At 68.2% G+C, this 24,161-nt stretch carries 30 protein-coding genes and 1 tRNA gene; 21 read left to right on the top strand and 10 right to left on the bottom strand.

The features are described from left to right. Window positions 1-46: 46 nt before the first annotated feature. The 7 genes from P0W64_RS10600 (at window position 47) to P0W64_RS10630 (ending at window position 5,719) form a co-directional block, all read left to right on the top strand. Complete coding sequence (locus P0W64_RS10600; RefSeq protein WP_275480165.1) at window positions 47-1,234, top strand: alkane 1-monooxygenase; 1,188 nt, start codon at window positions 47-49, stop codon at window positions 1,232-1,234. After that, window positions 1,231-1,392, top strand: coding sequence for a rubredoxin (locus tag P0W64_RS10605; RefSeq protein WP_275480066.1), 162 nt, complete (start codon window positions 1,231-1,233; stop codon window positions 1,390-1,392). The genes P0W64_RS10600 and P0W64_RS10605 overlap by 4 nt, the downstream gene beginning before the upstream one ends. Before the next feature lie 53 nt (window positions 1,393-1,445). Beyond that, window positions 1,446-1,643, top strand: coding sequence for a rubredoxin (locus P0W64_RS10610; RefSeq protein WP_275480067.1), 198 nt, complete (start codon window positions 1,446-1,448; stop codon window positions 1,641-1,643). Further along, complete coding sequence (locus tag P0W64_RS10615; RefSeq protein ID WP_275480068.1) at window positions 1,640-2,809, top strand: FAD-dependent oxidoreductase; 1,170 nt, start codon at window positions 1,640-1,642, stop codon at window positions 2,807-2,809. The genes P0W64_RS10610 and P0W64_RS10615 overlap by 4 nt, the downstream gene beginning before the upstream one ends. Further along, window positions 2,806-3,417: a TetR family transcriptional regulator gene (locus P0W64_RS10620; protein ID WP_275480069.1), complete on the top strand. Its 612-nt coding sequence runs from the start codon at window positions 2,806-2,808 to the stop codon at window positions 3,415-3,417. Before P0W64_RS10615 ends, P0W64_RS10620 begins: the two co-directional genes overlap by 4 nt. Window positions 3,418-3,624: 207 nt before the next feature. Next, window positions 3,625-5,277 carry an acyl-CoA synthetase gene (locus P0W64_RS10625; RefSeq protein ID WP_275480166.1) on the top strand — a complete coding sequence of 551 codons (1,653 nt, stop codon included), beginning with the start codon at window positions 3,625-3,627 and terminating at the stop codon, window positions 5,275-5,277. 1 nt (window position 5,278) lies between these two features. After that, window positions 5,279-5,719 carry an SRPBCC family protein gene (locus P0W64_RS10630; RefSeq protein ID WP_275480070.1) on the top strand — a complete coding sequence of 147 codons (441 nt, stop codon included), beginning with the start codon at window positions 5,279-5,281 and terminating at the stop codon, window positions 5,717-5,719. Here the strand turns inward: P0W64_RS10630 and P0W64_RS10635 are convergent. Both P0W64_RS10635 and P0W64_RS10640 read right to left on the bottom strand, forming a co-directional pair. After that, a complete protein-coding gene (locus P0W64_RS10635) occupies window positions 5,716-6,129 on the bottom strand; it encodes a Fur family transcriptional regulator (RefSeq protein WP_275480071.1) in 414 nt (137 codons plus the stop codon). The genes P0W64_RS10630 and P0W64_RS10635 overlap by 4 nt on opposite strands. Continuing rightward, window positions 6,126-6,560 carry a metalloregulator ArsR/SmtB family transcription factor gene (locus P0W64_RS10640; protein WP_275480072.1) on the bottom strand — a complete coding sequence of 145 codons (435 nt, stop codon included), beginning with the start codon at window positions 6,558-6,560 and terminating at the stop codon, window positions 6,126-6,128. Before P0W64_RS10640 ends, P0W64_RS10635 begins: the two co-directional genes overlap by 4 nt. 104 nt (window positions 6,561-6,664) lie before the next feature. Between P0W64_RS10640 and P0W64_RS10645 the strand changes: the two genes are divergently transcribed. After that, window positions 6,665-8,068, top strand: a complete 1,404-nt coding sequence (locus P0W64_RS10645; RefSeq protein WP_275480073.1) for a glycine--tRNA ligase — start codon at window positions 6,665-6,667, stop codon at window positions 8,066-8,068. A gap of 9 nt (window positions 8,069-8,077) precedes the next feature. Here the strand turns inward: P0W64_RS10645 and P0W64_RS10650 are convergent, their stop codons facing one another. Further along, window positions 8,078-8,497 (bottom strand): lipoprotein LpqH, encoded by a 420-nt coding sequence (locus tag P0W64_RS10650; RefSeq protein ID WP_275480074.1) that lies wholly within the window; start codon window positions 8,495-8,497, stop codon window positions 8,078-8,080. A 90-nt stretch (window positions 8,498-8,587) separates the two neighbouring features. Between P0W64_RS10650 and P0W64_RS10655 the strand changes: the two genes are divergently transcribed. The 3 genes from P0W64_RS10655 to dnaG are packed head-to-tail and all read left to right on the top strand — an operon-like array spanning window position 8,588 to window position 12,423. Beyond that, entirely contained in the window at window positions 8,588-9,046 is a 459-nt protein-coding gene (locus P0W64_RS10655) for a cold shock domain-containing protein (RefSeq protein WP_275480075.1), read from the top strand. Window positions 9,047-9,053: 7 nt separating this feature from the next. Continuing rightward, window positions 9,054-10,394, top strand: coding sequence for a deoxyguanosinetriphosphate triphosphohydrolase (locus tag P0W64_RS10660; RefSeq protein ID WP_275480076.1), 1,341 nt, complete (start codon window positions 9,054-9,056; stop codon window positions 10,392-10,394). A gap of 10 nt (window positions 10,395-10,404) precedes the next feature. Then, entirely contained in the window at window positions 10,405-12,423 is a 2,019-nt protein-coding gene (dnaG, locus tag P0W64_RS10665; RefSeq protein WP_275480077.1) for a DNA primase, read from the top strand. A 50-nt stretch (window positions 12,424-12,473) separates the two neighbouring features. On the opposite strand, the gene P0W64_RS10670 is transcribed toward dnaG, so the two are convergent. Together P0W64_RS10670 and P0W64_RS10675 are read right to left on the bottom strand one after the other, a co-directional pair. Then, window positions 12,474-12,549 (bottom strand) — tRNA-Asn (locus tag P0W64_RS10670). A gap of 123 nt (window positions 12,550-12,672) precedes the next feature. Next, window positions 12,673-14,235, bottom strand: coding sequence for a hypothetical protein (locus P0W64_RS10675; protein WP_275480078.1), 1,563 nt, complete (start codon window positions 14,233-14,235; stop codon window positions 12,673-12,675). Between the two features lie 133 nt (window positions 14,236-14,368). On the opposite strand from P0W64_RS10675, the gene P0W64_RS10680 reads away from it, so the two are divergent. The 3 genes from P0W64_RS10680 (at window position 14,369) to P0W64_RS10690 (ending at window position 15,814) form a co-directional block, all read left to right on the top strand. After that, on the top strand, window positions 14,369-14,611 hold the full coding sequence (locus tag P0W64_RS10680; RefSeq protein ID WP_275480079.1) for a hypothetical protein: 243 nt from the start codon (window positions 14,369-14,371) through the stop codon (window positions 14,609-14,611). Window positions 14,612-14,689: 78 nt separating this feature from the next. Continuing rightward, window positions 14,690-15,187, top strand: a complete 498-nt coding sequence (locus tag P0W64_RS10685; RefSeq protein ID WP_275480080.1) for a DinB family protein — start codon at window positions 14,690-14,692, stop codon at window positions 15,185-15,187. Between the two features lie 42 nt (window positions 15,188-15,229). Beyond that, window positions 15,230-15,814: a nitroreductase family protein gene (locus tag P0W64_RS10690; protein WP_275480081.1), complete on the top strand. Its 585-nt coding sequence runs from the start codon at window positions 15,230-15,232 to the stop codon at window positions 15,812-15,814. Here the strand turns inward: P0W64_RS10690 and P0W64_RS10695 are convergent. Further along, complete coding sequence (locus tag P0W64_RS10695) at window positions 15,811-16,239, bottom strand: MarR family transcriptional regulator (protein WP_275480082.1); 429 nt, start codon at window positions 16,237-16,239, stop codon at window positions 15,811-15,813. The two genes, P0W64_RS10690 and P0W64_RS10695, sit on opposite strands and share 4 nt — an antisense overlap. A 70-nt stretch (window positions 16,240-16,309) precedes the next feature. Between P0W64_RS10695 and P0W64_RS10700 the strand changes: the two genes are divergently transcribed. The 4 genes from P0W64_RS10700 (at window position 16,310) to P0W64_RS10715 (ending at window position 18,966) form a co-directional block, all read left to right on the top strand. After that, window positions 16,310-16,840 carry a hypothetical protein gene (locus P0W64_RS10700; protein ID WP_275480083.1) on the top strand — a complete coding sequence of 177 codons (531 nt, stop codon included), beginning with the start codon at window positions 16,310-16,312 and terminating at the stop codon, window positions 16,838-16,840. A 217-nt stretch (window positions 16,841-17,057) separates the two neighbouring features. Continuing rightward, on the top strand, window positions 17,058-17,444 hold the full coding sequence (locus P0W64_RS10705) for a hypothetical protein (protein WP_275480084.1): 387 nt from the start codon (window positions 17,058-17,060) through the stop codon (window positions 17,442-17,444). A gap of 10 nt (window positions 17,445-17,454) precedes the next feature. Beyond that, a complete protein-coding gene (locus tag P0W64_RS10710) occupies window positions 17,455-18,249 on the top strand; it encodes a crotonase/enoyl-CoA hydratase family protein (protein ID WP_275480085.1) in 795 nt (264 codons plus the stop codon). Window positions 18,250-18,339: 90 nt separating this feature from the next. Then, window positions 18,340-18,966 carry an LpqN/LpqT family lipoprotein gene (locus tag P0W64_RS10715; protein WP_275480086.1) on the top strand — a complete coding sequence of 209 codons (627 nt, stop codon included), beginning with the start codon at window positions 18,340-18,342 and terminating at the stop codon, window positions 18,964-18,966. Here the strand turns inward: P0W64_RS10715 and P0W64_RS10720 are convergent. Further along, window positions 18,963-19,805, bottom strand: a complete 843-nt coding sequence (locus tag P0W64_RS10720) for an adenylate/guanylate cyclase domain-containing protein (RefSeq protein ID WP_275480087.1) — start codon at window positions 19,803-19,805, stop codon at window positions 18,963-18,965. The two genes, P0W64_RS10715 and P0W64_RS10720, sit on opposite strands and share 4 nt — an antisense overlap. Before the next feature lie 21 nt (window positions 19,806-19,826). Next, window positions 19,827-20,027, bottom strand: coding sequence for a hypothetical protein (locus P0W64_RS10725; RefSeq protein WP_275480088.1), 201 nt, complete (start codon window positions 20,025-20,027; stop codon window positions 19,827-19,829). A 132-nt stretch (window positions 20,028-20,159) separates the two neighbouring features. Between P0W64_RS10725 and P0W64_RS10730 the strand changes: the two genes are divergently transcribed. Further along, window positions 20,160-20,342, top strand: a complete 183-nt coding sequence (locus tag P0W64_RS10730; RefSeq protein WP_275480089.1) for a hypothetical protein — start codon at window positions 20,160-20,162, stop codon at window positions 20,340-20,342. Window positions 20,343-20,360: 18 nt separating this feature from the next. Here P0W64_RS10730 and P0W64_RS10735 read toward each other — a convergent pair whose 3' ends face one another. Further along, on the bottom strand, window positions 20,361-20,735 hold the full coding sequence (locus tag P0W64_RS10735; RefSeq protein ID WP_275480090.1) for a VOC family protein: 375 nt from the start codon (window positions 20,733-20,735) through the stop codon (window positions 20,361-20,363). A gap of 187 nt (window positions 20,736-20,922) precedes the next feature. Between P0W64_RS10735 and P0W64_RS10740 the strand changes: the two genes are divergently transcribed. Both P0W64_RS10740 and P0W64_RS10745 read left to right on the top strand, forming a co-directional pair. Next, the gene (locus tag P0W64_RS10740) at window positions 20,923-22,329 is read left to right on the top strand and encodes an FAD-binding oxidoreductase (RefSeq protein WP_275480091.1); all 1,407 of its coding nucleotides are present in this window, start codon (window positions 20,923-20,925) and stop codon (window positions 22,327-22,329) included. A gap of 58 nt (window positions 22,330-22,387) precedes the next feature. Continuing rightward, complete coding sequence (locus P0W64_RS10745) at window positions 22,388-23,179, top strand: alpha/beta hydrolase (RefSeq protein WP_275480092.1); 792 nt, start codon at window positions 22,388-22,390, stop codon at window positions 23,177-23,179. A gap of 11 nt (window positions 23,180-23,190) precedes the next feature. On the opposite strand, the gene P0W64_RS10750 is transcribed toward P0W64_RS10745, so the two are convergent. Beyond that, the gene (locus tag P0W64_RS10750; protein ID WP_275480093.1) at window positions 23,191-24,123 is read right to left on the bottom strand and encodes a sterol desaturase family protein; all 933 of its coding nucleotides are present in this window, start codon (window positions 24,121-24,123) and stop codon (window positions 23,191-23,193) included. Between the last annotated feature and the right edge of the window lie 38 nt (window positions 24,124-24,161).

A 24,161-nucleotide genomic window follows, 5' to 3' on the forward strand; every position in this document is an offset into this window, starting at 1 on the left:
CGATGCGGACGGCAATCCTGCCGTCTGGGTCGATCACAAGAAGCGGATGTGGTTGTGGGGCCTGTTCGTCCCCACCGCGCTGTTCTACGCAGTGGCGCTGATGTGGCTGCTCGGTCTCGGGCACACGCCGCTGATGTACCTCGCTCCGGTGTTGTGGTGGATCGGCCCGCTACTCCTCTACGTGATCCTCCCGATCGTCGACATCAGGGCGGGCGACGACGGTGAGAATCCGCCCGAAGAGGTGATGGAGGCGCTGGAGGAGTCGATGTACTACCGCTGGCTGACCTACATCTTCCTGCCCTTCCAGCTCGCCTCGCTGGTGGCCATGTGCTACTTCCTCACCGCGGATGACCTCACCTGGCTGGGCGGGATCTACTCCCACGGCGGCGGACTCAGCCTGATCAGCAAGATCGGCCTGACCTTGAGCCTGGGCGTCGTCGCCGGCATCGGCATCAACACCGGCCACGAGCTCGGGCATAAGAAGCCCGAGAACGAGCGCTGGATCGCCAAGCTCACCTTGGCGCCCGCCATGTACGGCCACTTCTTCATCGAGCACAACCGCGGTCACCACGTCCGTGTCGCCACCCCCGAGGATCCGGCGAGCGGCCGCTTCGGCGAGACCTTCTGGGAGTTCCTGCCGCGCAGCGTCTGGGGCAGCCTCAAGTCCTCGTGGCAGCTCGAGAAGACCCGTCTGCACCGCCTCGGCAAGAGCCCGTGGACCCTGAAGAACGACGTGCTCAACGCCTGGCTCATGACCGTCGTCCTGTTCGGCGCGCTCACCATCGGCTTCGGCTGGGAGGTCCTGCCGTTCCTCATCATCCAGGGCATCTACGGATTCAGCCTGCTGGAGTCCGTGAACTACCTGGAGCACTACGGCCTGCTGCGCCAGAAGACCGCTTCGGGCCGCTACGAGCGCTGCGCACCGCGCCATTCGTGGAACTCGGACCGCATCATCACCAACGTCTTCCTGTACCACCTGCAGCGCCACAGTGACCACCATGCGAACCCCACGCGCCGGTACCAGACCCTGAGGTCGTTCGAGGAGGCGCCGTCGCTGCCCCAGGGCTACGCGACCTTGATCGGCGTGACCTACTTCCCGCCCCTGTGGCGCAAGATCATGGACCACCGTGTGCTGGAGCACTACAACGGTGACATCACGAAGGTGAACATCCAGCCCCGCGTCCGCGACAAGGTGTTCGCGAAGTACGGAGTGACAGGAGAGAAGGCCGCATGAGCGCATTCAAATGCCCGGTCTGCGACTTCGTCTACGACGAGGACCAGGGAGCTCCCCGGGAGGGATGGCCCGCCGGTACCGCATGGTCGCAGATCCCGGACGAGTGGAACTGCCCGGACTGCGGGGTCCGCGACAAGATCGACTTCGAGCCGGTCTGAGGACCGCCTGAACCAACCTGAATCACAGACCACGAATCCTCAAGGGAGGCATCATGTCCAACAGCACCACCACCGCGTACAAGCTGTATCGTTGCATGCAGTGCGGCTTCGAGTACGACGAGGCCGAGGGCTGGCCGGAGGACGGTATCGAGCCTGGCACCCGCTGGGACGACATCCCCGACGACTGGTCCTGCCCCGACTGTGGGGCGGCCAAATCGGACTTCGAGATGGTAGAGGTGGATCGGGGATGACCGCGGGTGTCGTGATCGTCGGGACCGGAGTCGCGGGTGCTGGCGCCGCTCTGGCGCTCCGCAAGGAGGGCTACCGCGGCGGCATCACCGTCGTCGGGCGCGAACCGCTCCTGCCATACCGCCGTCCGGTCCTGTCCAAGGAGATTCTCACGGCCGCAATGCCGATCGAGAAGGCGCTGATCAAGCCCGACGCCCACTGGGCCGAGCAGGACGTGACGCTCCGCACCGGGGTCACCGTCGACGGCGGCGATCCGGCGGCGCACACCGTCGCCCTCTCGGACGGCACGACACTCGAGTACGACACCCTCCTGCTCACCACAGGCAGTCGCTCACGGCATCTTCCAGACCTTCCACCCGGTGACCGGGTCGCCTATCTCCGCGACCACGAAGACGCCGTTGCGCTTCGCGACCGGCTCGCGGGGTCGGATGCCGTCACGATCCTCGGATCCGGACTGATCGGATCCGAGATCGCCTCAGCCGCAGAGGCTCTGGGTGTACAGGCAACTATCGTCGAAGCAGCCGCACTGCCGCTGGCCCGCGTCGTCCCGCCCGTCCTCGGGGAACGTCTCGCCAAGCTGCAGCGCGACCACGGCGTCGATCTCCTGCTCGGTCGGGCGCCCGACGATGTGGTCGTGGACACCGACGGTGTGACAGTCACCGTCGGGGACCGCTCACTGCGCTCGGACCTCCTAGTAGTCGCCGTGGGCACCGTGCCCGATACCGTGCTGGCCGAGAAGCTCGGCGCCGCAACGGATAACGGTATCGTCGTCGACGACCGGTTCCGCACCGACCTACCCGACGTGTACGCGGCGGGCGACGCCGCCTCGCTACCGCATCCGCTGTTCGGCGGCCAGTACCGCGCCGAGAACTGGACCGCAGCGCAGGATCAGGGAGGCGCGGCCGCGAAGGCGATCCTCGGCGGCCTTCCGGCGCCGACGGTCCCGTGGGGTTGGTCCAAGCAGTTCGGGGTGCTCGTCCAGTTCGCCGGCTGGCCGTCGTCGGACTGCGAGATCGACATCGCCGGATCGGTCGACGAGGGGAAGTTCGTGGCGCGCTGCATGCGCGGGGGAGAACTGGTCGGTGCCGTCGCCCTCGATGACGCCCGCGGCCTCACCGCCGCCCGGCAGGAGCTCGGAGCGCGGGTCGTGCCCGCGCCGCAGTCATGAGTATCGCGCCGGAGCGCCGGCCGCGACCCACGCGGCAGACGCGCTCCGGTACCGCAGACGCCGCCCTGGATGCGGTCGCGCTGTTCCTTGCCGACCACGAATGGTCGCAGGTGACGATGGCGGCCGTGGCCCGGCAGGCGGGCGTGAGCCGGCAGACGCTGTACAACGAGTTCGGTAACCGGCAGGGCCTCGCGATCGCGTACGTCACCCGGTTCATCGATGGGCTACTGCTGGTGGTCGAGCATCGGCTCGATGAGCATCCGGGCGATATCGCCGGCGCGATGCAGGCGGCACTCGCGGACGTCTTCACGATCGGCTTCGAGGATCCGCTGGTGCGGGGGATCGTCGGGCCCAACCCGCACCGCGACCTGCTGGCAACAGTCACTGTCGACGGCACGCCCGCACTGCACCACGCCGCAGTGGAACTCGCCGATGTCCTGGTGAACAGCTGGGCGATGCCGGAGCGCGCCGAGGCCGCGGTTGCTGCGTCGACACTGGTCCGGCTCGTGTTCAGTCACCTCACGCTGCAGCTGGGCGAGCCGGCGGACTCGGCACGCGAGATCGTGCTGGCGATCGGCCCGTTCCTAGAGCGCGCAGTACGGGGCTGAGTTCCCGAGCGCCGGTCCGTTTCCCGAGTCGTTCGGCGCTGATCCCAACGCGCAGCCTGGAGTCCACGTCTTCTTACCGTCAAGTAGCATCCGAGCCACCGGTACGTAAAGCAGTGCCCGCTCACCCTCCGGTTGCTGCTGCCCGACCCAACCGACGCCGCCCGCCCGGGCCGCGTCGGTACTAGAGACGAGGACTACACGTTGGAGATCACGGATCTTCTGCCCGCCCGGGTGTCCCGCACCGTGGGCGACGCCGTCGAGACGGCACGGGCCTACCTCCTTCTACAGACCAGTGGCTTCATCGACCTGCGCAACCCCGCGCGGGTGCTGCGCGCGGTGAAGGGGAACCGGACGATCGGGCCGGCCACGACGATGATCAAGAAGTCGGCCGAGCAGTGGCCGGACTCGCCCGCCGTCACCGACGAGCGCGGCACCTTCACCTTCCGGGAGCTCGACGATGCCTCCGACCGCCTCGCGAACGCGCTTCTCGCGAGTGGACTGAAGGAGGGCGACGTCGTCGGCATGCTGGCGCGCGACCACCGCGGCCTGGTGCTCACGATCGCCGCCGCGGGCAAGGCGGGCCTGCGCCTGGCGATGATGAACACAGGCTTCGCCAAGCCTCAGTTCGGCGAGGTCGCGAAGCGCGAGCGCGTGCAGGCGATGCTGCACGACAGCGAGTTCGTAGGCCTGCTCGATGCCTTGCCTGCCGATATGCCGCGTTTCCTGACGTGGGTCGACGAGGGCGACGAGCTGCCCGAGGGCAGCGTCACCATCGAGGAGCTGATCGAGCGCGGCGCGGCGACCCCGCCCCCGACACCGGCGAAGGCCGGTGGCTTCATCATCCTCACGTCCGGGACGACGGGGCTGCCCAAGGGAGCCCCGCGCACCAAGGTGGACCCGACGACGAGCGCGGTGTTCCTGGACCGGCTGCCCATCCCGACGCACAGCACCGTGGCCGTCGCGTCCCCGCTGTTCCACGCCACGGGCTTCGCCCTGTGGACCGTCGCGACATCGATGGGCAACGAGACCGTCACGATGCGTCGCTTCGACCCGGAGAACACCCTTCGGTTGATCGACGAGCACCGCGTGGAGCTGCTGGTCGCAGTGCCGACGATGCTGTCGCGGATCCTGGCGCTCGGGCCCGAGACCATCGGCCGGTACGACACGTCGTCGCTGAACGGCATCGTCGTCGCCGGTTCGGCACTCGCTCCCGAGCTGGCCGAACGCGTGCAGGACACCTTCGGCGACGTGCTCTACAACCTGTACGGGTCGACGGAGGTCGCGGTCGCCGCTGTCGCCAAGCCCGACGAGCTGCGCCGGGCCCCCGGCACCGTCGGCCGCCCTCCGATCACGAGTCACGTGGCGCTGTTCGACGCCGACGGCCACCGCATCACCGAGCCCGAGACCAAGGGGCGTGTGTTCGTGCGGGCCGGCGCGGCGTTCGAGGGGTACACCGACGGCCGTACCAAAGAGGTGCTCGACGGTTACATGTCCAGTGGCGACATGGGCCACTTCGACGCCGAGGGGCTGCTGTTCATCGACGGGCGCGACGACGACATGATCGTCTCGGGCGGTGAGAACGTCTACCCGCTCGAGGTCGAGAACCTGTTGGCGGCGCACCCGGAGGTGCTCGATGTCGCGGTGATCGGCGTCGAGGATCCCGAGTTCGGGGCCCGGCTGCGGGCGCTCGTCGTACGCACGGACGGATCCGGGCTGGACCGGGACGCCGTCCGGGAGCACGTGCGCGAGAACCTCGCTCGGTACAAGGTGCCACGCGACGTGGTCTTCGTCGACGAGTTGCCCCGCAACCCCACCGGAAAGCTCATCCGCAAGCAGCTGCACGAGATCGAGGCCGACTGACATGCCGACTGTTTCCCACACCGCCGTCGCCCGCACGTCGGTCCACGACGCGTTCGAGTACGTCTCGGACTACCGCACGGTCCCGAACTGGTTCTTCGGCATCACTCGATTCGTCCCCAAAGGTGAGCTGGATCACGGTCTCGGGGCGGTCTACGATTCGGCGGTCAAGGTTGGTCCGAAGACGCTCGACTCGGTCGTGAAGGTCACCGAGTTCGAGCAGGACGAGCTCGTGACCCTGACCTCGATCGAGGGCTTCTCGACCAACTCGCGATGGGAGTTCGCGCCCACCGATGACGGTCAGACGCGTTTGTCGGTGGACTTCACGTACGACCTGCCCGGCGGTATCGCGGGCAAGATGCTCGGTAAGCTGCTCGAGCCGTTCGCGGTGCAGGCCGTGAAATACATCGACACCACGCTGCGGCGCCAGCTCGAACAGGGCTAGCCGCGCGCGCAGGCGGTGCAACGACCGAAGATCTCCAGGGTGTGCGTGACGTCCGTGAAGCCGTGCGCCGCAGCGGTCTTCGCGGACCATGTCTCGACATCGCGGTCGGTGACCTCGACGGTGAGCCCGCACTCGCGGCACACCAGATGATGGTGGTGCTCGCCGGAGCAGCGGCGGAACAGGGCCTCGCCGGTGTCGGTGCGGAGTGTGTCCACGGCGCCGGCGTCGGCCATGGCCTGCAGGTTCCGATACACCGTCGTGAGGCCGATCGACTCACCCGATGCGCGTAGCTGCTCATGCAACTCTTGGGCGGACTTGAACTCCGCGACCGACGCCAGGACCTGCTCGATCGCGCCGCGCTGCTTGGTCGCGCGGACGCCGGTCGACTTCGCGCGCTCGGTGCCCGTCACGAGTGCTCGCTCGCGTGCGCCACAGCGTCGAGGACGATGTGGGCCAGGTGCGCGTCGACGAGGCGATAGGTGATCTCGCGTCCGTTGCGCTCGCCTTTCACGACTCCCGCGGTCTTGAGCACCCGCAGGTGCTGGGACACCAGCGGCTGCGTGACGCCCAGCTCGCTTACGAGCTGGTGCACGCACTGTTCGGATCGCATGAGCGCCAACACGATCGAGATACGGACCGGCGCTGCGAGTGCACGCAGCAGGTCGCCAGCGGCGATCAGCTCGTCGCCGGTGGGATCGGGGACATCGCGCGTCGCGGCGTCGGCGGCGCATTCGGAGCCGACCGGGACGGTGCAGTCGGGGTCGACGGGGCACTCGGCGACGGGGATCGGTGCGAGTTCGGTGGGAATGGGAAACCTCCATCTGTCGGTAACGATTTTCATATGCACCTATCGCTATGTCAAGCCGCGACGGAGTTCGGCGGTCGGGCGGTCTGTAGAGTCAGGGCCGTCCCAAGCCCCCCGAAGAAGAGAAGAAGAATCTCGCCGTGGCCAAAGCAACAAGAGTGGAGACCGTCGCCAACCTGTGCAAGCGCAGGGGGCTCGTCTACCCGAGCGGTGAGATCTACGGAGGTACGAAGTCCGCCTGGGACTACGGCCCCCTCGGTGCGGAGTTGAAGGACAACATCAAGCGCCAGTGGTGGCGCAGCATGGTCACCGGCCGCGACGACGTCGTGGGTCTCGACAGCTCCGTGATCCTGCCGCGCCAGGTGTGGGTCGCGTCCGGCCACGTGGCCGTGTTCAACGACCCGCTCGTCGAATGCCTGAACTGCCACAAGCGGCACCGCCAGGACCACCTGCAGGAGGCGTACGCCGAGAAGAAGGCGGCCAAGGGCGAGACGATCGAGCCCGACGACGTCCCGATGACGGAGATCGTCTGTCCCGACTGCGGCACCAAGGGGCGGTGGACGGAGCCCCGCGACTTCAACATGATGCTGAAGACGTACCTCGGTCCCATCGAGTCCGAGGACGGCCTGCACTATCTGCGCCCCGAGACCGCGCAGGGCATCTTCGTCAACTTCAAGAACGTGATGACCACGGCGCGCAAGAAGCCGCCCTTCGGCATCGGCCAGATCGGTAAGAGCTTCCGCAACGAGATCACGCCTGGCAACTTCATCTTCCGCACGCGCGAATTCGAGCAGATGGAGATGGAGTTCTTCGTCAAGCCGGGCGACGACGAGGAGTGGCATCAGTACTGGATCGACACCCGCTTCCAGTGGTACGTCGACCTGGGCATCGACCCCGAGAACCTGCGTTTGTACGAGCATCCGGCCGAGAAGCTCAGTCACTACAGCAAGCGCACCGTCGACATCGAGTACCGCTTCGGGTTCACCGGCAGCGAGTTCGGTGAGCTCGAGGGCGTCGCCAACCGCACGGACTTCGACCTCGGCACGCACACCGAGCATTCGGGAGAAGCGCTCGAGTACTTCGACCAGCAGTCGGGTGAGCGGTACACACCGTACGTGATCGAGCCCGCGGCCGGCCTGACCCGTTCGTTCATGGCCTTCCTCGTCGACGCCTACACCGAGGAGGAGGTCCCGAAGGCGAACGGCGGCACCGACACTCGCGTCGTGCTCAAGCTCGACCGGCGCCTGGCGCCGGTCAAGGTCGCGGTGCTTCCACTGTCCCGCGACGAGAAGCTCTCGCCCAAGGCACGTGAACTCGCGGCGAAGCTGCGGCAGTACTGGAACGTCGAATTCGACGATGCGCAGGGCATCGGCAAGCGCTACCGCCGCCAGGACGAGATCGGCACGCCGTTCTGCATCACCGTGGACTTCGACACGCTGGACGACGACGCCGTGACCGTGCGTGAGCGGGACACGATGGCGCAGGAGCGCGTCCCGCTGACGACGGTGCACGAGTACCTCGCCGCACGCCTCGTCGGCTGCTGAGCGTGGGCTCTACTTGCAGGTGATCTCTATGGAGAACGACTTGCTGCCCGTGACTCCCTGCGCGGTTCCGGAGATGCTGTAGCGGTCGCCGCTCTTGGTCACCTTCGCGGATCCGAGCTTCACTCCGAGCGCGTTCGTCACGGTGACCGGGTTGCCGCCGACCATGATCCCGAGCGTGTTGACGGTGGGCGGGTTGCCGTCGGTGATGTTCGCGAACACGCCCTTGAAGTGCTGGACGCTGCCCGAGCCCACGGTCACGTTGTTCCCCGCACGGTTGCAGCCCGCGTTCTGGAACTCGGCACCGTCGAGCTTCTTCCCCTCGACCTGGACGACGGTCGACGAGTCGGTGTTCGGCGTGGAGCAGGCCGCCGTGGCGGCCACGAGCCCGCACGCGGCGAGCGCGGCGAGAGCGATCCGGCTGATGGTCATGCCTGCAAAATACCCGAGCGGTCTACGGTTCCGCGGTGCGCGACGGTGCTTGGTCCCGCGGTGCTGGGCGGGCGTGGGATACTACGAACCATGGTGAACGGCAAGGTGGTCTACTTCGACTCGCAGCGCGGCTTCGGTTTCCTCTCCCCGGAGGCCGGCGGCGACGACGTGTTCCTGCACGTCAACGACATCGACTTCGACGAGGCGTTGCTGCGGCCCGATGTGGCGGTCACCTTCGACGTGATCGACGCGGAGAAGGGCAAGAAGGCGGTCAACGTGGCGGTCGAGGGCGCGCCCGCCGGGGGCGCGCCGAAGCGGGAGCGGCACGATCGCGGCGGCCGTGACCACGGCGACCGAGGCGGCCGGGACCACGGCCGCCGCGAACACCGTCCGCGCGGCGGCGAGGGCGCGATGGACATGCAGGCATTCCTCGATGAGATCACCGAGCTGCTGTTGGACTCGTCGGACGACCTGACCGCGGGCCAGATCATCGCTGTTCGGCAGCGCTTCACCGATTTCGCATACGGCCGCGGCTGGGTGACGGAGTAGCCGCGGGGTGTCGGACTTCGTCGCGGCGTACGGCCCCGCCGACGTCGAGCGGCGCGTGGTCGAGTCGCCGAAGACGGCCGCCCTGGTGGGTGAGCCGGAGTGGGGCCTGTTCGACGATCCGCGCTGGGTCGCGCCTCGCTGGGAGGGACACAGCTCTCAGTTCGCGCGCGACCGCGCGCGCGTGCTGCACAGCGCCGCGTTGCGCCGTCTGGCCGACAAGACACAGGTCGTGGGCCCGCGCGAGGGTGACACCCCGCGGACCCGCCTGACCCATTCGTTGGAGGTCAGCCAGATCGGCCGAGGCATCGCGATCGGCCTGGGCGCCGACCCCGATCTCGTTGATCTGGCGGGCCTCGCGCATGACATAGGCCACCCGCCGTACGGTCACAACGGTGAGCGCGCTCTCGACGAGATCTGCACCCACATAGGCGGATTCGAGGGTAATGCCCAGAATCTGCGTATCCTCACCCGGCTCGAGCCCAAGGTACTGGACACGGAGGGGCGCTCCGTCGGTCTCAACCTGACGCGGGCCGCGCTCGACGCGACCACGAAGTATCCGTGGCTGCGCCGGAGTCCCGGCGGCAAGTTCGGCGTGTACGACGACGATGCTGCCGTCCTCGACTGGGTGCGGGGCGGTGAGCACGGCCCGCATGGTGCCCGGCAGTGCCTCGAATCCCAGGTCATGGACTGGTCCGACGATGTGGCGTACTCGGTCCACGACGTGGAGGACGGCGTCATCGCGGGGCGTATCGACCTTCGGGCCTTGTCGGCGCGCGGCGAGGCGCAGGATCTGGCGGGCTTCGGCGCGCGGGAGTTCAGGGGCGTCGAGGCCGCCGAGCTGGAGGCTGCAGCCGAGCGCATCGCGGGCCTCGAGATCGTGGTGGAGGCATCCAAGTACGACGGCGGGCTCGCGGGCTCCGTCGCGCTCAAGCGGATGACCAGCGAGCTGGTCGGCCGGTTCGCTTCGGCAGCCACGGAGGGTACGCGCGCGGAGGTGGGGGAGCGGCCCGTCAATCGATACCAGGCCGACCTGGTGGTGCCGCCGCGCGTGAAGGCAGAGGTCGTGCTCCTGAAGACCGTGGCACTGCACTACATCTACACGAGCGACGCGCATCGGGAGACTCAGGTCCGCCAGCGCGAGCGTATCCATCGCGTCGCCGACGCGCTGCTCGCGGGCGCCCCGGGGGCTCTGGACCGGCTCTTCGCGCCGCAGTTCGAGGCTGCACCAGACGACGACGCCCGGCTGCGGGTGATCATCGACCAGATCGCTTCCATGACCGAGTCACGCCTGGAGCGCCTCGACGCTGCTGTCGCGGGCTCCGCGGGTGCTCCCACCATCCGTCAGTAGACTCCAACCCGTGGTCGGCAGAATCCCGGAGCGTGACATCGCGGAGATCCGCGACCGCGCGCGCATCGAGGAGATCGTCGGCGACTACGTCACACTGCGCCCCGCGGGCCCGGGATCGATGAAGGGGCTCTGCCCGTTCCACAGTGAGAACACGCCGTCGTTCCATGTCCGGCCGAGCCACGGCTACTTCCACTGCTTCGGGTGTGGCGAGGGTGGCGACGTCATCTCGTTCCTGCAGAAGTACGAGCACATCCCGTTCGTGGAGGCCGTGCAGCAGCTGGCCGACCGGGTGGGCTACACCATCAACTTCGAGGGCGGTGCCCCCGGTCCGCACGTCGATCGCGGCACCCGCATGCGGCTGGTCGCCGCGAACGCGGCCGCGCAGCGCTTCTACGCTGAACAGCTCCAGTCCCCGGACGCGGAGGCGGCGCGGAAGTACCTCGCGGACAGGGACTTCGACGCGGCGGCCGCCCAGCTGTACGGGTGCGGGTACGCGCCGTCGGGCTGGGACACGATGACGAAAGCCCTGCTGCGCCAAGGTTTCGAATTCAAGGAGTTGGAGGCCGCAGGCCTGTCCCGGATGGGACAGCGCGGGCCGATCGACCGCTTCCACCGCCGGCTGTTGTGGCCCATCCGCAACCTGGCCGGCGAGGTGATCGGGTTCGGCGCGCGCAAGCTGTACGACGACGACAACCTCGGCAAGTACATGAACACGCCGGAGACCATGCTGTACAAGAAGTCTCAGGTCTTGTTCGGCGTCGACCAGGCGAAGAAGCACATCGCGCGCGGGCACCAGGTGGTGGTCGTGGAGGGCTATACCGATGTCATGGCGATGCACGCGTCAGGTGTCGAGACGGCGGTCGCGTCGTGCGGTACGGCCTTCGGTGACGACCATCTAGCTCTGGTGCGCCGACTCATGATGGACGACAGCTACTTCCGCGGCGAGATCATCTATACCTTCGACGGCGACGAGGCCGGTAAGGCCGCCGCCCTGAAGGCGTTCGACGGTGAGCAGAAGGTCGCGGGGCAGACGTTCGTCGCCGTGGCCCCCGACGGCATGGATCCATGCGAGTTGCGACAGCAGCGCGGCGAGGGCGCGGTACGGGACCTGATCGCCCGCCGGATCCCCATGTTCGAGTTCGCGGTCAAGGCACTGCTGGGCGAGTTCGACCTGGACACCGCCGAGGGGCGCGTGCATGCCCTGCGTCGGACGGTGCCCGTGGTCGCCAGGATCAAGGATGTCGCGCTGAGGGACGAGTACGCCCGCCAGTTGGCCGGGTGGGTCGGCTGGGAGGAGGTGCCGCAGGTACTGCGGCGCGTCCGTGAGGAGGCGGCCCGGAACAGGCGGTCGGGTGGCGCGCCGTCGGCGCGGGTCGACTCGCGTGGCCCGGGGCGCGACGTCGGCGGGCGGCCGATCTCCCAGCGTCGCGACGACCGGGGCTCGGCGGGCGCCTGGGGGCCCACCGAGGTGCCCGGCGCGCCACCGTCGGGCGTGGGTGGGCTCGCGTCGGCGGGGAATCAGGCACCGTCGGGCCCCCCGCGGCCGGACCCGCACGATCCGGCCTTGTGGGCGCAGCGCGAGGCGCTCAAGTCCGCGTTGCAGGTCCCGGCCATGGCCGGGCCGGTGTTCGACGCGCTCACGACCGATTGCTTCACGCACCCGGCCTACGTCGCCGTCCGCATCGCTATCGAGAACGCGGGCGGCACGGCCGCGGGTCTCGGCGGCGCGGAATGGGTGGACACCGTGGGGAGGCACGTCGATGGCGGTGTACTCGAGCGCCTCGTGTCGGAGCTCGCGGTCGAGGCACTCCCGGTGGGCGAGGATGCCATGCCCCGGTTCGTGCAGGGCACCCTCGCGCGTGTGCAGGCCGCTTGGGTGGGGGTCCAGATCGCGGACCTGAAATCCAAGCTGCGACGGATGTCGCCCAACTCGGACCAGGACTACAACCGGCTCTTCGGCGATCTGGTAGCCCTGGAGGCGTACTACCGCAGCCTCAACGAGCAGGCCAACGGGGAGGCGGAGTTCTAGGCGGAACAGGGTTGGAAACAGCGAAACCGCCTGTCGCCAGGCGGTTTCCGTGGCTCCCCCAGCTGGACTCGAACCAGCAACCCTTCGATTAACAGTCGAATGCTCTGCCAATTGAGCTATGGGGGATCAACCGAGAGAAGACTCTAGCGTATCCCCTCTCGGGGAGACCAATCGGCTGGTCAGAGGTCATTTCAGGACCTGGCGGACCGGAGCCGAACGGGCCTCCCCGAGGGGATCTACGCGGCTACGCTACTGGTGGCAGTTCGGCTGAGTCGGTAGGCAGACCTTGCCGCCGCCCGAGCCGCTGACGTGGCCGCCGGCGCCGCCCGAACCGGCCTGAGCGCCGCCGTTCGCCTCGGCACCGCCACCGACCGCGCCACCGGAGGCCTTGGTGGTCGTGGTCACCGGGGCCTGAGTGGTCTCAGGCGCCTGGGTGGTCTTGGGGGCCTGCGTCGTCTCCGGGGCCTGGGGCGCGGTCGGACGCTCGCGAGTCGGTTGCGTCGCGGTCGCGCCGCCGCCTGCACCGCCACCGGCGGAGCCGCCCGGCACAGTCGCTTCGCCCGCGCCGCCTGCGCCGCCACCGACACCGCCGTGGCCGGCACCCGCCGACGCACCGGCGCCGGCCTCGGCGCCTGCACCCGGAGCCTTCGCGCCGCCGGATGCACCGGCGCCGCCTCCCACACCGCCGCGACCGGCGGTGGCGCTCGCGGATAGGCCACTGCCGGCGTTGACGCCGGGCAGGCCTGCGACACCGGACGCGTTCGCGCCGCCGGCCATCTCGACTGCTGTCGGGTTGGCGCTGGTGCCCAGCTTGGCGCCCGAACCCAGCCCGGTCACGAAGATCGGCGTGGTGATATTCGCGTTGGTGTTCACGTTGCCGACCACCTGCTGGCCCGGCAGGGCGGTCGAGCCACCGTCACGAGCATGCGGGTTCATCGGCGGCAGGACCACGCCCGGGAAGACCGGCGGGGTGTAGACGCCGGCCGAGGCCGACACCGTGAAGTAGGGCAGTAGCGGCGGGGCGACGTATGCCTGGCCCTTGACCTCGACTGCGGCGCCCGGGGTGACGCCCCAGATCGGGTAGTAGGGCACGCGGTCGCGGGGGTCGGGCTTGGCCTGTGGGTTGCCGTTTATGTTGATGGTGATGGAGACGTTGATGATGGGCTGGGGCTTGGGGCGGTGCCAGTCGGGCGGGTAGACCCACATGACGGGGGTGTCGGGGTGCCAGCCGCGGTCCCACCAGGGGCGTGGGTAGTTGGCGTGCTCCCAGGGGCGGTCGCGGTCGCCGGGGTACCAGGGCCTGACGCCGAGCTGGCGGCCGTAGACGGTCCAGCAGCTCTGTGCCTGGATCTCGACGGGCGCATGGTAGGTGCGCCACGTGCCGGTGGTGCAGATCTGGCGGTAGACGCTCACGACGTCGTCGGTGTAGCCCCACGGGCGCTGGTTCCCGGGGCGCTGCATCGGCGCCGGGGGAGCCTGCCTCTGGGCCGCGGGGATCGCGAGACCCGGAACGCTCGGACCGGCCGGGTAGTAGACGGTCGTGTTGTTCGAGGTGGAGGTGATCGTGCCCTGCTGGAGGCCGTTGTTGGCGACCGCCTGCGCGGCGACTGCGTCGCCGATCATCGTGACACCCGAAGGCGGCACCGGGACACCGCCGGTCTGCGGTGCGCTGACGTTGCCTGTGAAGTTGTCGCCGACCACAGGCGAGAAGGAGACAGGCTTCTCGTCGGTCGACGACTTGCCACAGCCGGCGACGGTTGCGGCGATGGCCACGGTCGCCAGCGCCGCGGCGCCGAACTTCTTGGTGTTCATGGACGTTCCTAATCTTCCAAGGGGACGTGGTTCGGAGGTGTTATCGCGGACCCCCGGAATTCGTTACAAGTCCACGGGATCGTCGAAAACCACGCTCGTAGTGGCACGGTGCGGTCCGGGTAGGATCGGCGCCATGATTCGTCTCGTTCTGGCCGCAGGCGCCGGTTACGTCCTGGGAACCAAGGCCGGACGCCGTCGCTACGAGCAGATCAACCGCACTGCGCGCGCGATCGCGACCAGCCCGGCCACGAAGAAGGCCATCGAGGTCAGCCGACGTAAGCTCTCCGAGTCGCTCAGCCCCGATGACAAGATGCGGACCCTCCGCGAGATCGACGCGGACACCACGGTGTACTCACCCCGCACCGACCTGGATTGAGTTCCGCGCAACCCGACCGCCGTATCCACGCGGCATACGTTCGCCTGTTTCGACTGGCGGTCTGCGAGTATGGCGCACATGGCCGAGGACTCGCGGATCCATCCGCCACAGGACGCAGGTGAGCGTGCGTCACTGCTCGCATTCCTCGACTACCAGCGCGCGACACTCGCCATGAAGTGCGGAGGGCTCGCCGAGGATCAGCTGAAGCAGCGTGCCGTGCCGACCTCCGGGTTGACACTCCTGGGGCTGGTTCGTCACATGGCCGCCGTGGAGTCGAGTTGGTTCGTCGTCGCCCTCGACGGTGCGGATGCCCGCGCCGTGTGGGAGGGGGACGTAGATGAGGACTTCCGGGTGGAGTCTGCTGACGTGGTCGAGGCGTTCGGTCGGTGGGGCGCCGCATGCGACGCCTCCCGCGACGTTCTCACGCGCCTTCCCGAACTCGACCACACCGTCGAGTACGGCGGCGAGCGCTACTCCGTGCGGTATGTCCTCCTGCACATGATCGAGGAGTACGCGCGGCACAACGGTCACGCCGACCTGCTCCGCGAAGCCGTCGATGGCAGGGTCGGAGAGTAGGGGCGTCTGCCACGGCGGATCCCGTTGCGACACAATGGTCGAGTGACCACCTGTGACGTGCCGGGCGCCCCCGCGGTGCACGCGGCCCTGCTGCGGCGATTCAGTCCCACCGCTTTCGAACCGGGACACGAGCTGACGGACGCCCAGGTGGACGTGTTGCTGGACGCCGCGCGGTTCGCGCCGTCGGCGGGCAATTCGCAGCCTTGGATGTTCGTGGTCGGCAGGCGCGGGGACGCCGTTCATCGCCGGATCGTTCGCCATCTTGCGGGTAGCTCCGCCGGGTGGGCCGCGGATGCGTCGCTGATCGTGGTGAACATAGCGCGACTGCGGGTGGAGGGCACCGACTGGGAGTACTCGGAGTTCTCCCACTACGACCTCGGCCAGGCGGTGGCGCATATGACGGTCCAGGGGTTGTGGATGGGGTTGGGCGCGCACCAGTTCCGCGCTTTCGACCGGGACGCGATCACGCGGGAGTTCGAGGTGCCGCGCGAGTGGGAGGTGACGTCCATGACGGCGTTCGGCGTCGCCGCGCGTGCAGGTCGTCCTGCGGTTCCCGGCACGGCCCGCGAGCGCCTGTCTCGCGACGCGGTGACATGGCGCAGGGCACAGCCGTCGATGGACGCCTAGCTCTCCGCCAGGCGCCGAAGCAGATCGCGGAGCAAGGCACCGTCGGCCGCGGAGAGCCTGTCGCCCAGGTATTCGTCCTCGGCCGCCCGGATCCGGCGTTTGGTGTCGCGGTGCAGGACTCTGCCCTCGTCGGTGAGTCCGACGGTGCGCTGCCGCCCGTCCTGCGCGCGTGTGCGCGTGACGAGCCCGCGGGCGCCGAGGTCGTCGAGGTGACGACCCAGGCGGGTGGGATCTCGGTGTGAGCGGCGTGAGAGCTCGACCTGCGAGACGGCGTCGTCCTGGTCGAGCACCGTCATGATCGCGTACTCCCACATCGACAGACCGGCGTCCGCGAGGATCGGCTCCTCCATCCCGATCAGACTCGGGAACACGTCGGCGAGCAGTGCGGCGAGGTCCCTTTCGCCGGCCGGACCGTCGTCGGACATGGACAACCCCTCCTAGATCATCTACCGTGGTAGACGATTACACCGAATCGTCTCCCCGGAGGTCGCGAACATGGACGCATCCACTCTGCACCTACTTGCCGAGGACCTCGCCGCCTACCTCTCCGAGGCCACTCCGGGCGACCTGGGTCGCCCGGTCGCCGGTACCGGCGGCACCCTGGCCGAGCTGTACCTCACCGCGGTCGATGGTGTGCTCGAAGCGGTTGTGGGAGAAGAAGAGTCGACAGAAGATGAGCGTGCTAGAGCTCTCCGGGCGGCACGCGGCGCACCGTTCGCCTCGTGCGCCTGGCTCGGGCTCGACGGCGCGTATCGCGACGCGGTGCGCCGGGTCGTCCGCATCTTCGACGCCGCCGGGCCGGACGCGGAGGCACGCTACGAGCGGCTGCTGCGCGACACGGTCGTGCACACCTGGGACGTCGCGCACACGCTCGGATTCGAGTACCGCCCCGACCGCGCCGTCGCCGAGCGGGTCCTTCGAGGCATCGTCCACGACGACGATGGCAGCGCGTCGGGCGAGAGCCTCTTCCAGTGTGTCCTGGTCCTGTCGGGGCGCGCCCGTTCGGACCGGTCGCCTGTGGCGTGAGCGCCCTTGCCCGGCAACAGCTCACAGGCCTGCCGAGGCAGAACTCCGCTCGGGCCCGACCTGGCACCCTGGACATATGTCGGAGAATCCGGACCCTGGACCGATCGCGACCCCGCGGAGTCGTTCGGCTCTGCGGCAACGGAATACGATCGGACACGCCCCACCTACCCGGTGCGATTGCTCGACGGCTCTCGAGCCGCGGGGCGCGATCCGGAAGGTGCACGGGCTCCTCGCTCCGCGTGGTCGGCTGGCACTGGTGTGGAACCGGATCGTGCCTACGGCACCGTCGCAGACGGCCCTCGACGATGCGGCCAACGCCCACTCCGACCGCCCGCGGAGGGCGCCCACTCCGGGAAGGGCGTCAGCCGCGCGTGAGGTGTTCGATCTGCTCCGACGCGAGGGTTTCGCGTACGAGGTGCGAGAGGAGGTCGTGCCGCTCCGCTACACCGCGGCCGAGTGGGTGGACATGGCGTCGACCTACTCAGTGCACCTGACGCTCCCGCCCGAATCGCGTGTGGCGGTCCGGGATAGGCTCGCGGCATTCATAGGTGACACGGGGGTCGAGGCGGAGAATCGCGCATTCGCGGTGATCGCGCGCCTGTAGTGTCCGAGCAATGGACGCCTCGCCCGACCTCAGCGGCCCGCTCGATATCAGCACCGACGGCGCCGTCCAGACGTGGACACTGAACCTGCCCGAGGTGGGGAACGCGATCACCGGTCTCGACGTGATCGAGGCGTTCGAACGCGCGGTCGAGGCCGCCAATGCGGACCCGATGATCTGCGCGGTGATCCTCACGGGTGTAGGAAAGATCTTCTCCTCGGGCGGGAACGTGCGCGAGATGGCGGACCGTGCAGGGATGTTCGGCCTCGAAGGTGTAGACCAGCGGCACGCGTACTCCGCTGGGATCCAGCGGATTCCGCGTGCCATGCTGCGGCTCGAGGTGCCGGCGATCGCCGCGGTGAACGGGGCCGCGATCGGAGCGGGGTGCGACCTGGCAATGATGTGCGACATGCGGGTGGCGTCCGAGAAGGCCTACTTCGCAGAGAGTTTCGTGCAGATCGGCCTCATTCCCGGTGATGGTGGCACCTGGTTCCTACCACGCGCCGTCGGGTACGAGCGGGCGGCCGAGATGACTTTCACGGGTGACCGCGTCGACGCACGGACCGCGCATGAATGGGGGATGGTCGGCCGCGTGGTTCCACACGAGGATCTGCTCGCCGAGGCGCACGGCCTCGCAGACCGGATCGCGAAGAACCCGGGGCACACGTTGCGCATGGCCAAGCGACTGCTCGCGGAGTCCCGTCTCGCGCCGCTGGACTCGGTCCTCGCTCTCGCGGCGTCGATGCAGCCGCTCGCGCATCAGGCGCCCGAACACCACGAGAGGATCGCGCGCTGGCGTACGACCTGACCGACCGCAGCGGATCCGTTGTCGGATTGTGACTCGCATCGCGAATTGCAAATATTGAATCTTTGCTATCTGCAAATTACGCTTGCGTCCATGCACCTAGCAGCAGCCTGCCGCTACCCGGCAAACCCCGCCATGCTCGCCTCGCTCGTCGCTGCGGTCACCGTCGCAGCGACCGCGAGCGCAACGATCGCCGGGCCCACTGTGTTGCCGCAGGCTGCCGCCGCACCGTGCGCGCCGGCGCCGACCGTGGAGACCGCCAACAGGCTGAATCCCGCCGAACCCGAGGTCAAGCTCCCTGTGCCCAAGGGCTGGCACCGCGTCCGCAACCTCGACTCGAAGGATGTGCGGCTCGCCGTCGCGAAGCCCGCTCAGCGCGGCACGTTTGCGCCGAACGCCGTCGTGACCGTCGGGCGCGCGGGCAAGTCGAACGCCCTTCGCACGGTGATCTCCGACGAGGTGGCGGCGGTCCGCCCGATCGCGACGGCCGAGCCTTCCATCAGTCGCGGCACCACGTGCGGCTTTCCCAGCGCGGTGGTCTCCTACACCGCGGCGGCGCGCGGTAGCGACCCCGCGCGTCCCGCGAAGGCTCTGGTCGTGGCGGTGCCGCGCGGCGCGGATGCTTACGCCGTCGTAGTGACGCTGCAGACCACCGACGCAAGCGATCCCTCGTTCCAGCGGGCCACTGCGACGGTCATACGCGGCATCCAGATCGACTAATACCGAGGCTTCACCTGGTAGACGTGCAGGTGGCGCGGCGCGCCTTTCGCCTTGAACCGGCGCGGCCGTAGCTGGTAGCGCTCGCGATCGGCGATGTTGAACACCGTCTCGGACGCAAGTACCTGGCCGCCGTTCGCGGTCTCGGCCACACGCGCTGCGATGTTGACGTCGACGCCGATCAGATCGCCCTTCACGCGTCGCGGGGTGCCGGTGTGGAGCCCTGCGCGCAGAATCGGTTGGTAGCCCTCCGCTACGGCGATCTGCCCGACCGCCTCGATGGTCTCGAACGTCGCCTCGATGGCGGTGTCGCCGTCGAAGGCGGCCATCGCCCCGTCTCCCATCGTCTTCACCACGACGCCGCCGTGTCGGCCGATGACATCGCGCGTCGTACGGTTCACCGCTCCCAACAGTTGCACGATCTCGTCGTCGCTACGGTGCAGTGCCCATGACGAGAAGCTCACCAGGTCGGTGAACAGGATCGTTACCGGCTGCGGCGGCAGGTAGTCCCGGTCGCGCCGAGACAGTAGGGCCTGCCAGGTCGAGGTGGCGATGTCGCCGAGCTCCCGGGTCACCGTCGCCTCGTCCCCGGCGATGCGGTCGAGGAGCGCGTTGAGGCGAGCAGTCGACTCCGACTCGGGACGGAACAGGTCCTTCTTGGGGCCGCCGGGCAGGTGCTCTCGCGCGGAGCGCACGAACCCGACTGCGGACTGGCTGTGGTTGAGGGCCCGGATGCCGCGCAGGCCTCCGGTGATTGCGGACCGCACCGGTCCGGGGGACTGGCCCGCGCCTGGCGGGGCCGTGACCCCATCGGGGGCGGTCGGCTCGATCTCGTCCGTCACGCCCCGATCATTGCAGACGCCTCAGCCGCAGGCGTCGCGTGCGTGCTCGGCGTCCGAGGCCTCAGCCGCGTAACGCGCACCGCACACCATTGCGTCGAGGTCCGCTGCCGCGTTGAGTAGCGCCATCCCGAACGCGCGCAGGCGCCGTTGCGGTTCCCGCTGTTCGGTGGGCCTGATCCCGAAGGTGAAATTCTTGCCGTGGACGTCGTAGTGGTCCAGCATGTCGCCTCCGCTCGCCTATGCGGCTGTCCGTTTCATCGGGTTCCCGCGTTGACGTGATTCACGCTACACACATCGCATCGCGATTAGGTGACGGGGATCACAACGTGTCGGAATTCGGCGTACGGTCAGGGTATGTACGTAGAGACGCAGACCACGGATCCCTGCCCGGTGTGCGGCCAGCTGCTGATCATGCGCCGCCCCTACATCGAGGAGGACGGCAATCGCATCTGGCAGACACCTCACGTGCACTGTCGGGTGCCTGGGCACTACAGCGCGGCGCGGCCTACCCGCCGGCCCGCGGAGGCGCACACCTAGAAGCACGCGGGCGCACGCCTAGAGGTAGGGGCTGGTGAGCAGTTCGATCCCGTGGCCGGCTGGGTCGTACAGGTAGAACCCGCGTCCGCCGTGCTCGTTGTTGATCGTTCCCGGTCGCTGCCAGAACGGGTCCGCGGCGTAGTCGAGACCACGTTCGGTAACGAGCGCGTGGGCGCGGTCGAAGAGGCCGTCATCCACCAGGAACGCGTAGTGCTGCATCTGTATGTCCGTCGGCGGCTCGGCGAACTGGAGGAGCACGCCGTCGGCGAGGGTGATGTTGGTGAATACGCCCCACGAGGGTGCGGGGCTCGCTTCGAGCAGATCGATGTAGAAGCGCGCCGACTCCTCGCGGTCTGTCGCGGCGATGATCGTGTGATTGAAACGTGCCGGCATGAAGGTCCTTTCGGTCGATGAGATGTGACGTCGGCTCATCGACGCGGGGGGCCGCGGGTCACGCGGCCGCCGGGCGTTCCCTCCATGAGTGCCCGCAGGCGGTCCCGGTCTTCATGGTCGAAGAGTACCGCCGATTACGAGATTCCTGTGACGGGAATTCTCAGCCTTGCTACGTACCGTCGCCGCCATGGCTGTCGATGATGTGGCTACAGACACGCGTGTGTTGAGCGGATGGTCGCGCACGAATCGAGTACGCGGCGAAGTGCTCTCGACCCCGGACGTCGAGGTGATCGCACGTGCGGTGTCGCGAGCGGCCGACGACGCCGCAGACGGCCGCGGCGGGGGAGTGATCGCGCGTGGCCTCGGGCGCTCCTACAACGAGTCCGGGCAGAACCGTGCGGGCCTCACAGTGGACATGACGCCGTTGAACCGGATCCACCGCATCGATGGCGATGAGCTGGTCGCGGACGTCGACGCGGGCGTGAGCCTCGACGCGCTGATGCGGGCCGCGCTGCCTTTGGGGCTGTGGCTGCCGGTGCTGCCCGGTACGCGGCAGGTGACCGTCGGCGGGGCGATAGCGCATGACATCCACGGTAAGAGTCACCACAGCACGGGTAGCTTCGGCGACCAGGTCGTCGACCTCGATCTCCTGCTGGCGGACGGCAGCGTGCGCACGCTGGCTCCCGGTGGGACGCCCGACGATCCCGGTGGGGAACTCTACTGGGCTACCGTGGCCGGACTCGGACTCACGGGCATAGTGCTTCGCGCGCGACTTCGCCTGCAGCGGACCGAGACCGCGTACTTCCTCGCGGACGGGGTGGTGACGGGCGATGTCGACGAGACGGTCTCCCTGCATCGCGACGGCTGGGGCGAGGCCGCCGATTACAGTGCCGGATGGTTCGACGCGGTGTCGCGCGGCCGTGGGCTCGGCCGCGGCTACTTCACCCGCGGGAGGCTCGCAACCCTCGACGAGCTGCCCGCGAAGTTGCGCCGGAGTCCGCTCGCATTCGACGCGCCCAGGTTGTTCACCGTGCCGGACATCTTCCCGAGTGGCCTCGGTAACCGCCTGACCTTCGGGCTGATGAGCGCCGGTTACGCGCGGACCGGCTCGGATTTCACCGGCAAGGTCCTCAACATCACCGACTTCCTCCATCCCCTGGACTTCATGGGGGAGTGGAATCGCTTCTACGGTCGCAGAGGCTTCCTGCAGTACCAGTTCGTGGTCCCGCCTTCGCAACTCGACGATTTCGCGCCTCTGCTCGAGGCGGTGGCGGCGTCGCCGCACGCCAGCTTCGTCAACGTGCTCAAGATGTTCGGTGAGGGCAATCGGGCGCCGCTGTCCTTCCCGATGCCAGGGATGACCGCGACCTTCGACTTCGCGATCCGCCGTGGCCTGGACCGCCTCATCGCCGACCTCGACCGCCGCGTACTCGACATGGGCGGTCGGTTGTACACGGCGAAGGACTCGTGCTTGTCGGCACACTCGTTCCGACTCATGTATCCGCGCGTGGACGAGTGGATCGCGGTCCGTCGGTCGGTCGACCCCGCAGGCGTCTTCGTCTCTGACATGGCGAAGCGCCTCGATCTCGTCTGACCGAGGCCGCTGTTCGTCGACTGGCCGGGCGCCGGCGAGGGGCATATCGTCGGTGAACGTGTATGTCGTAGAGCGAGGGACCGGGACGCCGGTCGTGTTCCTGCACGGCTTCCCCGTCGATCACCGAATACTGCTGCCGCTCGACGGCGTATTCGAGCGGGCGGGTGGCTGGCGTCGCCTCTACCTCGACCTTCCAGGGATGGGCAGGACTCCCGTCGACGACGTCGCGAGTACCGACGACATCGTCGACGCGGTCGTCGTCGAGATCGACGCCCGACTGGGGGCAGCGCCGTTCGCCCTGGTGGGCAATTCTTTCGGCGGAATGGTCGCCCGCGCCGTCGCTGAGCGTCTGCGGGATCAGGTTCTCGGGTTGGCGACGATCGCGGGTGCCGTCGTGGCCGACCACGCTCGGCGCACGCTGCCGGATCACACGGTGCTGCGCCGCGACGACGACGCCGTAGCGATCGCTGCTGAGAACGGCGCCGCACAAGACTACGTCGAGATGGCGGTGGTGCAGTCACCCGACGGAGCCCGGGCGTTCGTCGAGCACGTGTGGCCCGGCCTGGAGGCCGCCGACGAGCACGCGGTGGAGAGGATCCGATCGCGGTACGCCCTCGGTTCGGAGCCGGAAGACGCTGAACCCCTTGCTATTCCCACGCTGTTCGTCACCGGGCGCCAGGACGCGACCGTCGGCTACCGGGACACGTGGTCCACGGTCGAGCACTATCCCCGGGCGACCTTCGTCGTGCTCGACTCCGCGGGACACAACGTCCATCTCGAAAACCCCGCCGTCACCGAGGCATTGATCGCCGATTGGCTCTCCAGGGTCCGCACAGAAGCCGAACGCTGAGCCTGCGTGGCTCACCCGACGGTGGGACCGGGGCGTTCGCGTCGTACTGATCGCTCACCGAGCCGCCGCCGGGGCAGCTGTTGGATAGGGCCGCACGCGCCGCGCGCGGTGAAGGGAGTCTTCATCTGCGCGATATACCCGGTGGGGTAGTCGGGCTTCGCAGCCATTCCCAAGTCGCCGGTGGTGAATCTGCGGTCGGGGTCGAAGTCGTAGGTTCCCGCGAGGTGGTCCCAGATCAGGGTGAACAGGCCGAAGTTCACATCCCCTGCCCCAGCGAACTTGATGTGGTGGAAGCGATGCCCCGCGTTGAGTGCGAGGACGCGTCCGAGCAGGCCCACTCGATAGTCGGCGTTCGAGTGCTGCATCAGTAATTGCACCGCGACACAGACCGCGAGCGCGGACGCGACAGGGACGGGTATGCCCACGACGATCAGAGGCGCGACTCCGCCGAGCATCTCGAGGGTCTGGTGCACGGGGTGTTTCATCAGGCCGTTGAGCCCGTAACAACGGGTCACGCTGTGGTGGACCGCATGCAGTCGCCACATCCACGCGAAACGATGGCTGGCCATGTGTACCAGGGTGATACCCATGTCCGCGGCCAGGACCGAAATCAGTACCTGCACCCAGAACGGCTGATCCGCCGGCCACCACGTGTGCCGGCCGCGCAGCGCCGCGAGGACGGGAATGGCCGCCACGCTGAGGAGAATCAGTGACTCGTTCACGAAGACATGTATCGCGTCACGTAGCGAGTCCTCGTGGGAGTGGTTCCACTCCGGCCGATACGGGATGGCCCGCTCGACCGCGAAGGAGATTGCGACGGCTACCAGTACGACCCCGAGCAAGGCGATCTTGTGAACACCAGCGGAGGCCAGCCAGATCGCCAGACCGTTGATACCGAGGAGCATCAGAGGTGCGTAGGAATATCTGAGCGTTGTCTTGATCATGCTTCGATCGTTCGTGGCGACACGCCTCGAGGGCTTGA

This window comes from Tsukamurella sp. 8F (genome assembly GCF_029167375.1).
GTDB lineage: Bacteria > Actinomycetota > Actinomycetes > Mycobacteriales > Mycobacteriaceae > Tsukamurella.

Bases quoted from the DNA above. Each gene is read 5' to 3' on its own strand.
- P0W64_RS10600 (WP_275480165.1), top strand. From the start codon at position 47: ATGTGGTTGTGGGGCCTGTTCGTCCCCACCGCGCTGTTCTACGCAGTG.
- P0W64_RS10605 (WP_275480066.1), top strand. From the start codon at position 1,231: ATGAGCGCATTCAAATGCCCGGTCTGCGACTTCGTCTACGACGAGGAC.
- P0W64_RS10610 (WP_275480067.1), top strand. From the start codon at position 1,446: ATGTCCAACAGCACCACCACCGCGTACAAGCTGTATCGTTGCATGCAG.
- P0W64_RS10615 (WP_275480068.1), top strand. From the start codon at position 1,640: ATGACCGCGGGTGTCGTGATCGTCGGGACCGGAGTCGCGGGTGCTGGC.
- P0W64_RS10620 (WP_275480069.1), top strand. From the start codon at position 2,806: ATGAGTATCGCGCCGGAGCGCCGGCCGCGACCCACGCGGCAGACGCGC.
- P0W64_RS10630 (WP_275480070.1), top strand. From the start codon at position 5,279: ATGCCGACTGTTTCCCACACCGCCGTCGCCCGCACGTCGGTCCACGAC.
- P0W64_RS10640 (WP_275480072.1), bottom strand. From the start codon at position 6,560: ATGAAAATCGTTACCGACAGATGGAGGTTTCCCATTCCCACCGAACTC.
- P0W64_RS10650 (WP_275480074.1), bottom strand. From the start codon at position 8,497: ATGACCATCAGCCGGATCGCTCTCGCCGCGCTCGCCGCGTGCGGGCTC.
- P0W64_RS10655 (WP_275480075.1), top strand. From the start codon at position 8,588: ATGGTGAACGGCAAGGTGGTCTACTTCGACTCGCAGCGCGGCTTCGGT.
- P0W64_RS10675 (WP_275480078.1), bottom strand. From the start codon at position 14,235: ATGAACACCAAGAAGTTCGGCGCCGCGGCGCTGGCGACCGTGGCCATC.
- P0W64_RS10680 (WP_275480079.1), top strand. From the start codon at position 14,369: ATGATTCGTCTCGTTCTGGCCGCAGGCGCCGGTTACGTCCTGGGAACC.
- P0W64_RS10685 (WP_275480080.1), top strand. From the start codon at position 14,690: ATGGCCGAGGACTCGCGGATCCATCCGCCACAGGACGCAGGTGAGCGT.
- P0W64_RS10695 (WP_275480082.1), bottom strand. From the start codon at position 16,239: ATGTCCGACGACGGTCCGGCCGGCGAAAGGGACCTCGCCGCACTGCTC.
- P0W64_RS10700 (WP_275480083.1), top strand. From the start codon at position 16,310: ATGGACGCATCCACTCTGCACCTACTTGCCGAGGACCTCGCCGCCTAC.
- P0W64_RS10710 (WP_275480085.1), top strand. From the start codon at position 17,455: ATGGACGCCTCGCCCGACCTCAGCGGCCCGCTCGATATCAGCACCGAC.
- P0W64_RS10715 (WP_275480086.1), top strand. From the start codon at position 18,340: ATGCACCTAGCAGCAGCCTGCCGCTACCCGGCAAACCCCGCCATGCTC.
- P0W64_RS10725 (WP_275480088.1), bottom strand. From the start codon at position 20,027: ATGCTGGACCACTACGACGTCCACGGCAAGAATTTCACCTTCGGGATC.
- P0W64_RS10730 (WP_275480089.1), top strand. From the start codon at position 20,160: ATGTACGTAGAGACGCAGACCACGGATCCCTGCCCGGTGTGCGGCCAG.
- P0W64_RS10735 (WP_275480090.1), bottom strand. From the start codon at position 20,735: ATGCCGGCACGTTTCAATCACACGATCATCGCCGCGACAGACCGCGAG.
- P0W64_RS10740 (WP_275480091.1), top strand. From the start codon at position 20,923: ATGGCTGTCGATGATGTGGCTACAGACACGCGTGTGTTGAGCGGATGG.
- P0W64_RS10750 (WP_275480093.1), bottom strand. From the start codon at position 24,123: ATGATCAAGACAACGCTCAGATATTCCTACGCACCTCTGATGCTCCTC.